A 13,686-nucleotide genomic window follows, 5' to 3' on the forward strand; every position below is an offset into this window, starting at 1 on the left:
TTGAAAGAAAAAATAGATTTTAAACTAGAAAATGAAAGATTGATACTTAGATATTTTAATGAAAATGATATAAAAGCTTTGTATTTTTTGCTAAAAGATGAAAAAGTAAATACCTTTTTACCATGGTTTGCCTTAAAAAATATAACTGAAGCAAAAAGATTTTACAAACAAAAAATAAAAAATCAAAAATATTTTTTTGCCATTTGCTTAAAAAGCGATAATTATCCTATAGGTTATATCAATATAGATACAAATGATGGCTATGAACTTGGCTACGCACTCTGTGAAAAATTTTGGAATCAAGGCATTGCCACACAAGCAAGCCAAATGCTTTTAAAATTTTTAAAAAACGAAAATATTCCCTACATCACAGCAACACACGATGAAAATAATCCAAGCAGCGGGAAAATCATGCAAAAAATAGGAATGAAATATTGTTATTCTTACCAAGAGCAATGAAAACCTAAAAATATTTTAGTTGTTTTTAAATTGTATAGGCTAAATCTTACATAAAGAAAATATCCAAATCATTATAAAAACAATTTAAGCCTTAATATCTATGTTTTTTGGTGCAGAATTTAAAGAAAGAATTTTATTAAATTCCCCTATATCATCATCACTAAATTCACTTTTAAAATTTTCGCCAAAAAGAATTTCTAGCTCATCGCTTGTGCCAAATTTAGTTTCTAGTAGCTTTTTTAAAAGTTCATTCATTTTATTATCATCTTTGTAAGTTTCTTTGTTTTTACTTTCTGCCTGTATAGGTTTTCTCTTTTTTTGTGCTTCTTCAATTGCTTTTGTATCATCAATAGGCTTTCCAGTAGGATATTTATCATAATCTATCCCCTTTGCCTTTTCTGCTTCTTTTAGTGATTTTACAAATTCATCGTGCCTTTGTTTAAAATCAAGATATTTAGTTTTAAATTCTTCTAAACTCATATTAGAGTTAATCATTTCTTGATATTCTTTATCTAAATTCATAGCTTGTATAGTCAAAGTACTATTTCCTATATCTTGACTTCTTTTTATAAAAAGTTTCATTGATAGTTTTTCACTAATAATATCCCAAATATCATCTCCCGAACCACTTTTAAAAGCAATTTGAATTTTATTAGCATTCATAAAATTGCGAAATTCTTTTAATTTTGCCTCATTTGTATTTCCGTCTATATTTATGAGTTTTCCAAGTAAATTTGTTTCACTTTTTACTAAAAAAGTTCTATACGAGGTTGAAAAATTTGTATTATTAACAAAAGCCATTAAAACTCCGCCTTTATCTACACTACCATCTAAATTTTTATACACATTTTTATCAATAAAAGCAATGCTATCATTATAAAAAATACTACCAGCATCAATCGGCATAAGTTTAACACTGATGCCAACTCCAAGATTTTTCATAGTATTAAAGGTCAAACTACCTTTATGATTAATCGTGAGAAAATTTTTACTGTATTCTTCAAAAGTATAGGTTTTGTTTACATTTAAATTTTTATCCACAGTAAAAGCATAAGGGATATTTGCTAAATCTTGTGCAGAAAAGCTAGAATTTGAATTTTGTGGAACAAGTTGTGAAAAAACTTTATAGGCATTACCTAAAGTTTTTGCTATATCTACTTGAAAGTAAGTTGAAGAATAGTTATTATCATCTTGTTGCTTGTTAATAAAATTTTCCATATCTTTAGCATAAATCTTATAATCTTTTGGAATACCTGCTTTCTCATTAAAATCACTCGTGAAGAAGCCATTTTTATCTACGCCATAGCCTAGTATTTTACTTACTGCTTGTGATTTATCGTAAATTATTATTTATGATATTAGATGATTTTGTATTTGGAGTATTTAAATTTAAAGAAGAGTTATTTTCTTTTTTGATATTAATATTAAAATTTGCAAAAGGATTGTTAAAAGCTCGAATTATCATTGCCTGCCTTTCTAGTATTATTATGCTAGATTGGCAGAATAAATTAAAAATTAAGCTTTTGGACCTATCATTTTAGTAGGATCAACGAATTTATTAAAGTCTTCTTCACTAACAAGTCCTAATTCCATAGCACTTTCTTTTAATGAAATGCCTTTTTTATGTGCATTTTTAGCTACTTTTGCTGCATTTTCATAACCAATATGCGGATTTAATGCAGTTACTAACATTAAGGAATTGTGCAAATTATGATCGATTTTTTCGCGGTTTGGTTCAATTCCTATGGCACAATGGATATTAAATGAATGCATAGAATCAGCAAGTAAATCAAGACTTTGCAAGAAATTATAAATAATTACTGGCTTAAATACATTAAGCTCGAAATTTCCTTGACTCGCAGCAAAGCCAATAGCTGCATCATTTCCCATTACTTGCACCGCAACCATAGTAATCGCTTCACATTGAGTAGGATTTACCTTACCTGGCATAATAGAACTTCCTGGCTCATTTTCTGGGATAATAAGCTCACCAAGACCACATCTAGGACCTGAAGCAAGCCATCTGATATCATTTGCTATTTTCATTAAATTTGCAGCCAAGCCTTTCATTGCCCCATGGGTAAAATTGATCGCATCATGACTTGTTAAAGCGTGGAATTTATTTGGACTTGAGACAAATTTTGTACCAATAAGTTTGCTAAGCTCTTCACTTACTTTCTCGCTTAATTCTGGATGTGCATTAAGTCCTGTTCCTACTGCTGTCCCACCAATCGCTAATTCTCTTAAAGTTGGCAGTGAAGCGATGATTTGCTCTTTTGAGTGCAAAAGCATAGATAAATATCCGCTAAATTCTTGCGCTAAAGTAAGCGGAGTTGCATCTTGTAAATGCGTGCGACCGATTTTTATAATGCCTTCAAATTCTTTTACCTTTTTTTCAAAAGTAGCGATTAATTCATCGAGTGCTGGGATAAGTTTTTTCTCTACTTGCTCTACCGCAACTATGCTCATAGCAGTTGGGAAAGTATCGTTTGAGCTTTGAGACATATTTACATGATCGTTTGGATGCACTAATTTTTCTTTACGAAAATCCCCGCCCATAATTTCAGTAGCACGATTTGCAATCACCTCATTCATATTCATATTACTTTGTGTACCCGAACCTGTTTGCCAAATCGCAAGTGGGAAATTATCATCAAATTTACCCACGATTATCTCATCGCAAGCTTGCACAATAGCGTTTTTCTTAGTATCATCAAGTTTGCCAAGCTTGTTATTTACCAAAGCTAGAGATTTTTTGAGATTTGCAAAAGCATAAATTAAAACCTTTGGCATTTTTTCACAACCAATTTTGAAATTTTCAAAACTTCTCTCAGTTTGTGCTCCCCAATACTTGTCGTTTGGGACTTTGATCTCACCCATAGTGTCGTGTTCGATTCTATATTCCATATCTTTACCTTTCTAAAAATATCCTTGTATTTAAACAAAAAATAACATAAATTTAGCTTAGAAATTAAAATTGATTTAAAATTTAAAAGAAGCTGTGCAGTTTGCAACTAAAACTGCACGAAAATCATTCAACCGTTACGCTTTTGGCTAAATTTCTTGGCATATCCACATCATTGCCAAGTCTTATGGAAATTTCCATAGCCAAAAGTTGGGTGATCACCATCATTTCAAAAAATTCACACATATAGTGGCTTTGCTCATTTGTTTTGATAAAATCATCACTCAAATCAAATTCCAAAGGCGAAATGCTAAGCACAGTAGAATCCCTTGCGATAAGTTCTTCGACATTTGACTTGGTTTTTTCATAAAGCATATTTTTTGGCATTAAAGCTATAGTATAAAGCTTAGAATCAGCCAAAGCAATAGGTCCATGCTTCATCTCTCCAGCCGGATAGCCTTCAGCATGTAAGTAAGATAATTCCTTAAGTTTTAAAGCCCCCTCTAAAGCCAAAGGATAAAAAACATCTCTTCCTATAAAGAAAAAGCCGTGTCCATCTAAATAACGCTTGGATAAACGATGAATTTTTTCATGTAAATTTTGTTTCACAATCACGCAATTTGGCGTATGCAAAAGGGCTTTGATTTCACTTACAACATTTAAATTCCTTTTTTGTGCCATAAAAATGGCTAACATCCAAAGGGTTAAAACCTGTGTTGCAAAAGCCTTAGTTGATGCCACACCTTTTTCAATACCTGCACGCGTTAAAAGACTTAAGTGCGCCAAACGAACGATATTAGAATTATCCACATTGCATATTGCAAAGGTTTTCGCACCCTGTTCTTTTGCGATTTTTAAAGCCTCTAAAGTATCAGCTGTTTCGCCACTTTGAGAAATTACAATAAATAAAGAATTTGGCTTTACAATGGCTTCTCGATAACGAAATTCGCTAGCAATTTCTACTTTAGCCTTAACTTTTGCAATTCTTTCAAATAAATAAGCACTTGCCATAGCCGCATGATAACTTGTCCCACAAGCACAAAGCGTGATCTCATCCACATTGTTTAAATTTTCATTTTCAAGCTCATCAAAAATCACTTCTTCGCCTTGAATTCTACCCATTAAAACCTCACTCATCACGCGACTTTGCTCGTAAATTTCTTTTTCCATAAAAAAGCGAAAACCATCTTTTTTTGCATAAGCCTTATCACCTGAAAGTTTTGTAAAAATATTTTGTTTTAATTGATCATTTTCATAAATAATAAGCTCGTTTTCATTAGCGTATCCAAAACTCAAATCTTCAAGATAAATCACTTCTTCGCAAAGTCCTATTAAAGGCGCATCGCCACTAGAAAAATAAACTTCATTTTGACTATTTTTTCCTATGATTAAAGGGGCTGCATTTTTAGCAAAAAATACACGATTTGGCTCTTTTTTTGTGATTAAAAGCGTAGCAAAAGCTCCACGAAGTTCTTTAATGGTATTTTCCCAAGCTTTGAAAACTTCCATTTGCGCTGCGTAAAATTCAAAAAGCCTAACTATCACTTCAGTATCTGTTTGACTTAAAAAACCAATACCTTTACTTTCTAATTTATCTTTAATCTCTTTATAATTTTCTATAATGCCATTATGAATCACGCAAGAATACTCGCCCAAATGCGGATGCGCGTTAATTTCTGTTGGTTTTCCATGGGTTGCCCATCTAGTGTGTCCTATAGCAAAACCATAACCTTCGCTTGTGAAATTTGCACATTTGTTTGCCAAATTTTCAAGCTTTCCTACTGCCTTAAAAAAACTTAAATCTCCATCTTTCATCACAGCTAATCCCGCGCTATCATAACCACGATATTCAAGCTCTTTAAGTCCATTTAAAATGGTTTGTTTTTTTTCGTTTTTTCCTATATATCCTACTATTCCACACATTTTTTACTCGCTTATTAAAGATTTTAAAATATTTTGCCTTTGTTCTATTAGATTAGAATCCTTTCTAAAAATATAAATATTGCGCGTTCTTTGTCTAATAGTTTGAATTTTTGCCGCACTTAAATCGAGCTTAAATTCATTAAAAACATTCATCACATACGCCATTAAGCCTTGCTGATCCTTAGCATTAATGCTTAATTTTGCATAGGTTTTTGAATACTCAAGATCAAATTTTAACTCTTCTTTTTTAATGATTGGCTTTGCAAGAGCTTTATTTTTATCGTTCTTATGCAAATTTGCTTCCAATAAAAAAGCCAAATTTTGCTTTTGTTCATCGCTTATAATGTTATTATATTCAAATTTTAAATAAATTTTTTCATCAAAAAGCTCAAAAAAACTCATAAATACCAAATTTAAATTTGCCAAAGCCGATAAAATCTTTTCTAAATTTAAACCCTTATTTGCTGTCATTTCAAAAATAAGATTTTTCTCATTATTAAACCAAAATTTACTTGAATTTTCATTGGCAATTAAGGCAATTTTAACGATATCCTCAAAAGAATTTTTAATAAAAAATAAATTGGATTTTATATGCGCAATTTTATCTTGCATATTAGGACTTAAATCGATAAAAATCTTACTTCTTTTAAGGGTTTGCTCTTTTTTTACTCGCCTTGAGGTTTCATCAATTAAATTCTCATCTTCAAATGCAGTTTTTGCATTAAGAACCAATTTATCTAAACTTTTAATGAAAAAATGGCTCGCACAATTACTTGCCTTAGCAGCATTTAAGGTCAACAAAGCAAGCAGATCGAGATTTTTTAAATTTTCAATTTTTGAAAGCAAGGTGCAAACGATGATGGGATTATAAATATCTTCTTTTTCAATGATGTCTTTCATGGCATTATAGTTTTTTAAAAACTTCAAACCAAATTCTAAAATTTCGTTGCTAAGTTCTAATTTCGCACAATACGCCCTATAGATGTTCCCCAAAGAAATTTCATTTTCTTCTCTTAGCGCGCTCATTAAAATCACAATTTTTAAGATCATTTTTTCATCAGCACTTAAACTTTGCAAAATTTCATTATCTTGCAATTTTTCAAATTCATACAAGGCCAAAAAAGCTTGCTCATCAACACTATAAACACCTTCATCATTTAAAATAAAACGCATCATCATAAAAGGCTTAAACAAATCATAAAGCAAAGCACTATCAAGCAAAAGCTTTAAAATGCCAAAACTGTGCTTTCTATAAAAAATTGATCTAAAATCCAAAAAAGACTGCTCTAAGTCCATTTTGCTAAATTTTAATCTTTTTAAAGCAAAAACCACGCTGATATCAAACTCCAATTCTTTATCTTCTAAAGAATTTAAATTTCTCAATGCATCTTTTAATTTAATAAAATTTTTTGTTGTATAAATTTTATCTTCATAAAAAACCAAACTTCCATTATCTAAAAAGCGTTGGTAAAAATTTTTATCTCTTTGCATACAAGCAAGCAAATAATATACATAAATTCCCGTTGTGTGCATACTTTGCATTGCTTTTTGTAAAAGAGAGGTTTTAGCATCAATGTATTTTTTATCTTTTTTATGCAAAAGTCGTGAAATATCATTTAAGTCATTTAAACTTAAAACACTAACATCTTTTTGTGCATTAATGTTCATCGCAGATTGCAAGGATAATAAAAAATCACTCGCGAGTCTTAATTCACTTAATTCTTTTTCGCTTATAAATTCCAAAGCATAATTTTTAGAAGAATGTTTAAAAAGAGTAAGCAAAAGATCTAAATTTCCATACTCTAAAAGCCCTCCAAAATCTTTTTTGATATCAAATTCTTGTTTGATAAAAGGTATATTGTCTTTTTCAAATTTGGCAAACAAAAACTCTGCAAATTCTTCTTCGTATTCTTTAAAAACCTCTTCAAATTTTTGTTTGGCTATTTTAAAAAGTCTTTTAGAGCCGCAAAGAAATCTGTGTTGTAAAATTTTTTGTTTGAGTTCATTTTTAGCAATGCTACTTAAGCCATTAAGTTCGCAAATTTGATAATTGATTGGAAGTCTTACATCATTTAAAAAAGCGATTAAATTTTTAATCATAGGCTTAATATCATAAGCTTTAATATCCTTATAAACAAAAAGCAAATCAACACTTTCATAAGCACAAAGTTGATGCCTAGCATATTGTCTTGTCGCAATCATACAAAAAGGGATATTTTCTATAGAAGGAAAAAAGTCCTCAAAACAATCTTGGAGCACAATTTCAAAAATTTTCTTAATAAAACCATCAATTTGCTTGGAATGATGCAAACTAAACGCACCTTGCCTTGTGAAATATTTAGAATTATGCTCAAAGTATTCATTAAGTTTTAATTTAACTTTTTCTATGTCTTTTTTCATTTTTCATTAACCCAATATTTTTAAAACATCTTAACAAAATTATCTTTTATTTTGGCTTTTTCTATAAACTCTTTTTCAGTAAGCAAAAATTATAATGTGTGTTTAAAAAATTCAACTCAAAGTGAAATCAATGAAAAATTTATTCCAAAAACTAGAAAATGAAGAAAGATTAAATCAAGATGAAGCAAATGCTTTGTGGGATTTAGATCTTTTTACTTTAGCTAAATTTGCACAAAAAAAACGCACAAAACTTCACGGAAAAAAAGTCTATTTTAATATCAATCGCCATATCAATCCTACAAATATTTGTGCAGATACTTGTAAATTTTGTGCTTTTTCTGCACACCGCAAAAATCCAAATCCTTATATGATGAGCCATGAAGAGATTATGAAAATCGTTGATGAAACCATCACACGCGGTACAAAAGAAGTACATATCGTTTCAGCGCATAATAAAGACACAAGTTGGCAGTGGTATTTAGAAATTTTTAAAATGATCAAAGAAAAATATCCACAAATTCATGTAAAAGCTATGACCGCAGCAGAAATAGACTTTTTACATCGTCGTTTTGCAATGAGCTATGAAGAAGTAATAGAAAAAATGCTAGAATACGGAGTAGATTCCATACCTGGTGGCGGAGCTGAAATTTTTGATGAAGAAATCAGGAAGAAAATTTGCCATGGAAAAGTCAGCAGTGAAAATTGGCTAAAAATTCACAAACTTTGGCACCAAAAAGGTAGACAAAGCAATGCTACTATGCTTTTTGGACATATTGAGGAAAGACATCACAGAATCGATCATTTATTAAGACTTCGCTCTTTACAAGATGAAACAAACGGTTTTAATGCTTTCATTCCTTTAGTTTGGCAAAGAGATAATAGCTTTATACAAACAGATAAAATTATGGATAGCGAAGAAATTCTAAAAACCATTGCTATTTCTCGCTTAGTACTTGATAATATCAGAAATATCAAAGCTTATTGGGCGACAATGACTTTAAATTTGGCTATGGTTGCACAAGAATTTGGGGCCAATGACTTAGATGGAACCATAGAAAAAGAAAGCATACAAAGTGCTGGTGGAGCAAAATCTGCTAAAGGCACAAGCCTAAAAACTTTCATTGATATGATAAAAACTGCAAATTTAATCCCAGTAGAACGCGACAGTCTTTATAATGAGTTGAAAATCTACTAAAAGGTACAAAATGGACTTTTTCAAACTCAAAGAAAATAATACCAATCTTCGCACCGAAATCATCGCAGGACTTACAACCTTTTTAGCTATGGTTTATATCATTCCTGTAAATTCAAGCATAGTTAGCAACACAGGAATGCCTATAGAAGCACTAATTACCGCAACCGCTTTAATTACAATTATTGCAAGTGCCTTTAATGCTTTTTTTGCCAATACTCCAGTAGCTATGAGTGTTGGAATGGGTTTAAATGCTTATTTTACCTTTAGTGTTTGCATAGGACAAAAAATCGCTTGGCAAAGTGCTTTAGGCGCGGTTTTTATTTCAAGTATGATTTTTCTTCTTCTTTCTTTTACGCATTTTCGCCTTTGGGTGATTCGCAATATCCCTAAAGATTTACGTTTAGCAATTTGTGCGGGAATTGGTTGCTTTATAGCCTTTTTGGGCTTAAGTCAAATGGGTATTATCGCACCAAATAAAGACACTTTAGTCAGTATAGGAAATTTTAAAAGTTCTCATGTGCTTTTTGGAATTTTTAGCTTAATTTTAATCATCTTTTTTTGGGCTATAAAATTACGCGGAGCATTTATTTTAGGTGTTTTGATAAGTTCTATTATTGCTTGGACTTTTGAGATTGATAATGCAAGTTTTCCTGATAAGCTCATCTCTTTGCCAAATTTCAGTGCAGAAAATGGCTTGGGTGTGATTTTTTTACAGCTTGATATCAAAAGTGCTTTAGATATCACAATGATACCTATTATCCTAACTTTTTTCATCACTCAGCTTTTTGATAGCATAGGCACAATTACGGGCGTGGGCGAAAGAGGTAAAATCTTTGATGATCCTACAAATGGAGAGAAAAAACTAGGCAAAACCTTAATGGCAGATGCTACAAGCTCAGCTTTGGGTGCATTAACTGGTACTTCAACGGTTACTGCTTTTGTTGAAAGCACCACAGGAGTTGAAAGTGGCGGCAGAACCGGACTTACCGCTTTAGTCGTAGCTATTTGCTTTGCTTTTACGCTTTTTTTACTGCCACTTTTTAGAGCCATTCCTGCAAATGCGATTTATCCAGTGCTCGTAATGGTTGGAATTTTAATGTTTATGGAAGTAAAAAATATCGATTTTAAAGATAATGCTATTGCGGTAGCTAGCTTTTTTACCATCATTATGATGCCTTTTACTTATTCAATCACTACGGGTTTTGCTTTTGGTTTTCTTTCTTATTTATGTGTGCGAATTTTTAAGCAAGAATGGGATAAAATCAATCTTGGTATCATTGTTTTGAGCTTAATCTCTTTGGGAAATTTTTTACTCATTGCTTTACAATGAAAGGACGAAAAATGATTTTTTATTCTTATAATGAATTTAAAGAAGATGTAAAAACTTTAGCTAGGAAAATTAAAAAAGATTTTGATCCTGATGTGCTTTTAGCCATAGCAAGAGGTGGAATGAGTTTAGGACACTCCTTAGCAGTTGCTTTAAACACACGCAAGCTTTTTGCTCTAAATTCCATCCACTATGATGATACAAAAAAGCTTGATACTATTGAAATTTTTAATATCCCTGATCTTAGCCAATATAAAAAAATCTTGCTCATTGATGATATTGTCGATAGTGGAGAAAGTTTAGTGGAAATTAAAAGGGTTTTGCTTGAAAAATTTCCACATATTGAGTTAAAAATTGTTACTATTTTTTATAAAAAAAGTGCTCTTTTGCAACCTGATTTTAAAATCAAAGAAGCAAAAGAATGGGTCGAGTTTTATTGGGATATTAAAATTTAAGCTATTTAACTCTTAAATTCATTATTACATTGCTTAAAGCATAATTTTGTTCGTTTTCTCTTGGCATATATAAAGATTTAAGATTATGCCCACTTAGAGATTCTAAAATATTTATTAATTCAAATTTATTGAGAGATTTAAATTCATTTAAAAGCCTCAAATAAAGCTCTAAACTCAAATAATCCCCATTCATTCTAAATGCACTGCTCGCTTTTTCATCTATATAAAATTTATTATCCTTAAGATAAAAATACCATTTTAAATTCTCATCTTGTAATAAAATTTGATAAAAATTTAAAAGACTATTCTTGCTATTTAAATCTAAAAAATTAAAATAAATTTTTTCTTTTGCCAAAGCGTTTTTTAATGCATTTAAAGAATCAAAAGTTGTATTAATCATTTTTTTGTTTTCTAAAGAATAAACCACATTTTCTTCTTTTTTTCTATCAATTGCGTATTGCATTAAAGGATTTTGATATTTTGTGTCACTATTGATAAGTATATTAATATAAAAATTTTCATTATTCTGTCTTGGAATTTCAAGCAAATGCAAAAGATTATCCGGAACATAAAAAGCATTTAAAGGCATGGTGAAATATTTTTGATAGATATTGCCTTCACTTAAATTTTCTGTCTTGCTTAAGAAGCTTTCTTTATTTAAATTTAAAAGCATTGTGCTACCAAAACCTAACAAAACTAAATTTTTTAGATCTTGCAGAGCTTTTCTTTTTTCCAAATCAATTCTTAATATTTTTTGCATTTTATTTTCCTTATTAAAAAATTTTAGGAAAGATCTCAAACGAGATCTTAAATCATTATTTCCAACACTCAGTATCAAAAATTCCTACATCACTTGCTTTAAATATAGGATTTTTACCTTCTTTTCTTTGCTTTTCATAATCTTTTAACACTTTAATAGCAATATTTCCCAAAAGTAAAATCGCCACGATATTAGTAAGAGCCATAATCCCCATAACCACATCTGCAAAATTCCACGCAAGTTCCAAATTAAGTTGAGAACCGATAAATATCATAACCACTGCACTTAAACGAAAAATATATAAAGCCTTTTTGCTTTCTGTTATGAATTTAAAATTCATCTCTGAATAAAAATAATTTCCGATTAGAGAAGTAAAAGCAAAAAGCACAACCGCAATACTCACGAAATGCAAGCCAAATTCTCCAAAATGTCCATACATTACCTTTTGTATTAGTGGCATACCCTGAAGTCCCTCTAAATTTTCTTGCGAACAAAGTACCATAAAAGCAGTTGCCGAACAAATGATGAGTGTATCGATAAAAACTGATAGAGTTTGCACCATTCCTTGTTTTGCTGGATGGCTTGTGTGAGCTGCAGCTGCAGCATTAGGTGCTGAACCCATACCTGCTTCATTGGAAAATAATCCTCTTTTAATACCTATTACAATGGCGCTTCCTGCAAAACCGCCGAAAATAGCTTCAAAGTCAAAAGCTTTTTGTGCTATTTCTGTAAAAATTCTAGGCAGAGCTTCAAGATTTGTCGCAATCACAACAATGGCTACCAACAAATAACCAAACGCCATAATAGGCACAATAAGCTTAGAAATAAAAGCGGTCAATTTTCCTCCACTAAAGAAAAATACTGCCGTTAAAAGAGCTAAAATAAGTCCAACAAAAGTCGTAATATAACCTTCATTAAAAGCCTCTTTGCCTACATAAAATTCAAATGCTGAAGTAAGAGTGTAAGATTGCAAACCGTTAAAACCATAAGTAAAACACAAAATCAAAGATAATGCAAATATAACCCCAAACGCTTTTGATTTTAATGCACTATGAATATAATAAGCCGGTCCACCCTTATAGTTATGCTCACCTTCTCTTCTTTTATAAACTTGTGCCAAGGTACTTTCCACAAACGCACTTGCTCCACCAAATATCGCCACAATCCACATCCAAAAAAGTGCCCCTGCGCCTCCTGTGCTAATAGCAAGTGCCACTCCAACAATATTCCCTATACCCACTCTTGAAGCGGTAGAAATCATCAAAGCAGCAAAAGGTGAAATGTGCTCTTTTTGACTCTTTTCTCTCAAAATCATAAAAGCTTGAGGCAAAAACTTAAGCTGAATAAATCCTGTTCTAAAAGTAAAATACAAACCGCAAGCTATCAATACAAATACTAAAATATAAGTATATAAAACATCACTAGCGCTTGAAATAAAGTTTGAAAATGCTGTCATTATGGAATCCATTAAAGCAACTTTATCTTCCATTTAACTCCTTTAATTTTGAAAAATTTTAAAAATAAATTATAACGACTATAAACTTTTACAATCCATAAATACAAGCAAAGTTTTAATGATTGCTAAGGAATAAAAGCGAATTTGTAACAAATCACCCTATGATTTGCTACATTTCATCTCTAATACCCCTCTCTTCACCAAATTTTAGAATTTTAGCCCTAAGTTCCTCTGGGAAATTATATCTATAAATAGCAGGGATTCTTGGATCAAGGAGTTTATCTAAATATCCTCTTTTATAAATCCATTCTAGTCTTTCAGGTGTAAAATAATAAGGGGCATTAGGATAGCCTTGAGGAGGAGTTAAGGCTGCGAGTTTGGCACTTAATACTAGGGTATCCATAGTCAGTTTAGCAGATCTTTCATCTCTTTCGTTTCTAATATCTACATCAAATCTAGTTACCATTCCATTTTCGTATCTATCCATAGCATCATCAAATTCATTTCTACTTTCAGGAGTAGAATCTACATCTCTTGGATCTTTTAATTTACCTTTTTCAATATCATTATATAAAGCCGAAATGATTCTGCCTTCTTCATCATAGGCAAAATCATATTTATTTAAATCAATCGTCCAATCTGCTCCTATAATCTCATCTAAAAAAGGTATCATACCAAATTCATCTAATAAACTCTCATAATGATGATCGTGTAAATCGTAAATCATTTTTGCTCTAAGCTTATTCCAATGTTGCCCTGTAAGAAAAGAATTAGAACACAATACTGCCAAACCTAAACTTTTAAAA

The 13,686-nt window shown here is 31.0% G+C and carries 10 protein-coding genes and 3 pseudogenes; 4 read left to right on the forward strand and 9 right to left on the reverse strand.

The features are described 5' to 3' along the window. Window positions 1-459, forward strand: coding sequence for a GNAT family N-acetyltransferase (locus ELQ16_RS09175; RefSeq protein ID WP_208335095.1), 459 nt, complete (start codon window positions 1-3; stop codon window positions 457-459). A gap of 84 nt (window positions 460-543) precedes the next feature. Here ELQ16_RS09175 and ELQ16_RS10570 read toward each other — a convergent pair. The 6 genes and pseudogenes from ELQ16_RS10570 to ELQ16_RS09195 all read right to left on the reverse strand — a co-directional run. Beyond that, window positions 544-789, reverse strand: a pseudogene (locus tag ELQ16_RS10570) (hypothetical protein); the annotation flags it as partial. Between the two features lie 375 nt (window positions 790-1,164). Then, window positions 1,165-1,809, reverse strand: a pseudogene (locus ELQ16_RS10575) (Cj0814 family flagellar-dependent secreted protein); the annotation flags it as partial. After that, the gene (locus tag ELQ16_RS10440; RefSeq protein ID WP_279586267.1) at window positions 1,793-1,924 is read right to left on the reverse strand and encodes a hypothetical protein; all 132 of its coding nucleotides are present in this window, start codon (window positions 1,922-1,924) and stop codon (window positions 1,793-1,795) included. The pseudogene ELQ16_RS10575 and the gene ELQ16_RS10440, both read right to left, overlap by 17 nt. A 50-nt stretch (window positions 1,925-1,974) precedes the next feature. Further along, window positions 1,975-3,366: a class II fumarate hydratase gene (fumC, locus tag ELQ16_RS09185; protein ID WP_134239287.1), complete on the reverse strand. Its 1,392-nt coding sequence runs from the start codon at window positions 3,364-3,366 to the stop codon at window positions 1,975-1,977. A 124-nt stretch (window positions 3,367-3,490) separates the two neighbouring features. Beyond that, window positions 3,491-5,287: a glutamine--fructose-6-phosphate transaminase (isomerizing) gene (gene glmS, locus ELQ16_RS09190; protein ID WP_134239289.1), complete on the reverse strand. Its 1,797-nt coding sequence runs from the start codon at window positions 5,285-5,287 to the stop codon at window positions 3,491-3,493. Between the two features lie 3 nt (window positions 5,288-5,290). Further along, window positions 5,291-7,687 (reverse strand): nucleotidyltransferase, encoded by a 2,397-nt coding sequence (locus tag ELQ16_RS09195; protein ID WP_134239290.1) that lies wholly within the window; start codon window positions 7,685-7,687, stop codon window positions 5,291-5,293. Window positions 7,688-7,817: 130 nt separating this feature from the next. Here ELQ16_RS09195 and mqnE point away from each other — a divergent pair, with 130 nt between their 5' ends. Genes mqnE through ELQ16_RS09210 form a run of 3 tightly spaced genes read left to right on the forward strand, consistent with a single transcriptional unit; the run spans window position 7,818 to window position 10,664 of the window. Beyond that, window positions 7,818-8,882, forward strand: a complete 1,065-nt coding sequence (mqnE, locus tag ELQ16_RS09200) for an aminofutalosine synthase MqnE (protein WP_134239292.1) — start codon at window positions 7,818-7,820, stop codon at window positions 8,880-8,882. 10 nt (window positions 8,883-8,892) lie between these two features. After that, window positions 8,893-10,212 (forward strand): NCS2 family permease, encoded by a 1,320-nt coding sequence (locus ELQ16_RS09205; protein WP_134239293.1) that lies wholly within the window; start codon window positions 8,893-8,895, stop codon window positions 10,210-10,212. 11 nt (window positions 10,213-10,223) lie between these two features. Continuing rightward, the gene (locus ELQ16_RS09210; RefSeq protein ID WP_134239295.1) at window positions 10,224-10,664 is read left to right on the forward strand and encodes a phosphoribosyltransferase; all 441 of its coding nucleotides are present in this window, start codon (window positions 10,224-10,226) and stop codon (window positions 10,662-10,664) included. A gap of 1 nt (window position 10,665) precedes the next feature. On the opposite strand, the gene ELQ16_RS09215 is transcribed toward ELQ16_RS09210, so the two are convergent. The 3 genes and pseudogenes from ELQ16_RS09215 to ELQ16_RS10215 all read right to left on the reverse strand — a co-directional run. Next, window positions 10,666-11,424 (reverse strand): hypothetical protein, encoded by a 759-nt coding sequence (locus ELQ16_RS09215; RefSeq protein ID WP_134239297.1) that lies wholly within the window; start codon window positions 11,422-11,424, stop codon window positions 10,666-10,668. A gap of 55 nt (window positions 11,425-11,479) precedes the next feature. Next, window positions 11,480-12,880, reverse strand: a complete 1,401-nt coding sequence (locus ELQ16_RS09220) for an alanine/glycine:cation symporter family protein (RefSeq protein WP_407919972.1) — start codon at window positions 12,878-12,880, stop codon at window positions 11,480-11,482. A 169-nt stretch (window positions 12,881-13,049) separates the two neighbouring features. Next, a pseudogene (locus tag ELQ16_RS10215) lies at window positions 13,050-13,686 on the reverse strand (hypothetical protein); the annotation flags it as partial.

This window comes from Campylobacter sp. US33a (assembly GCF_004378855.1).
In the GTDB taxonomy this organism is placed as follows: domain Bacteria; phylum Campylobacterota; class Campylobacteria; order Campylobacterales; family Campylobacteraceae; genus Campylobacter_D.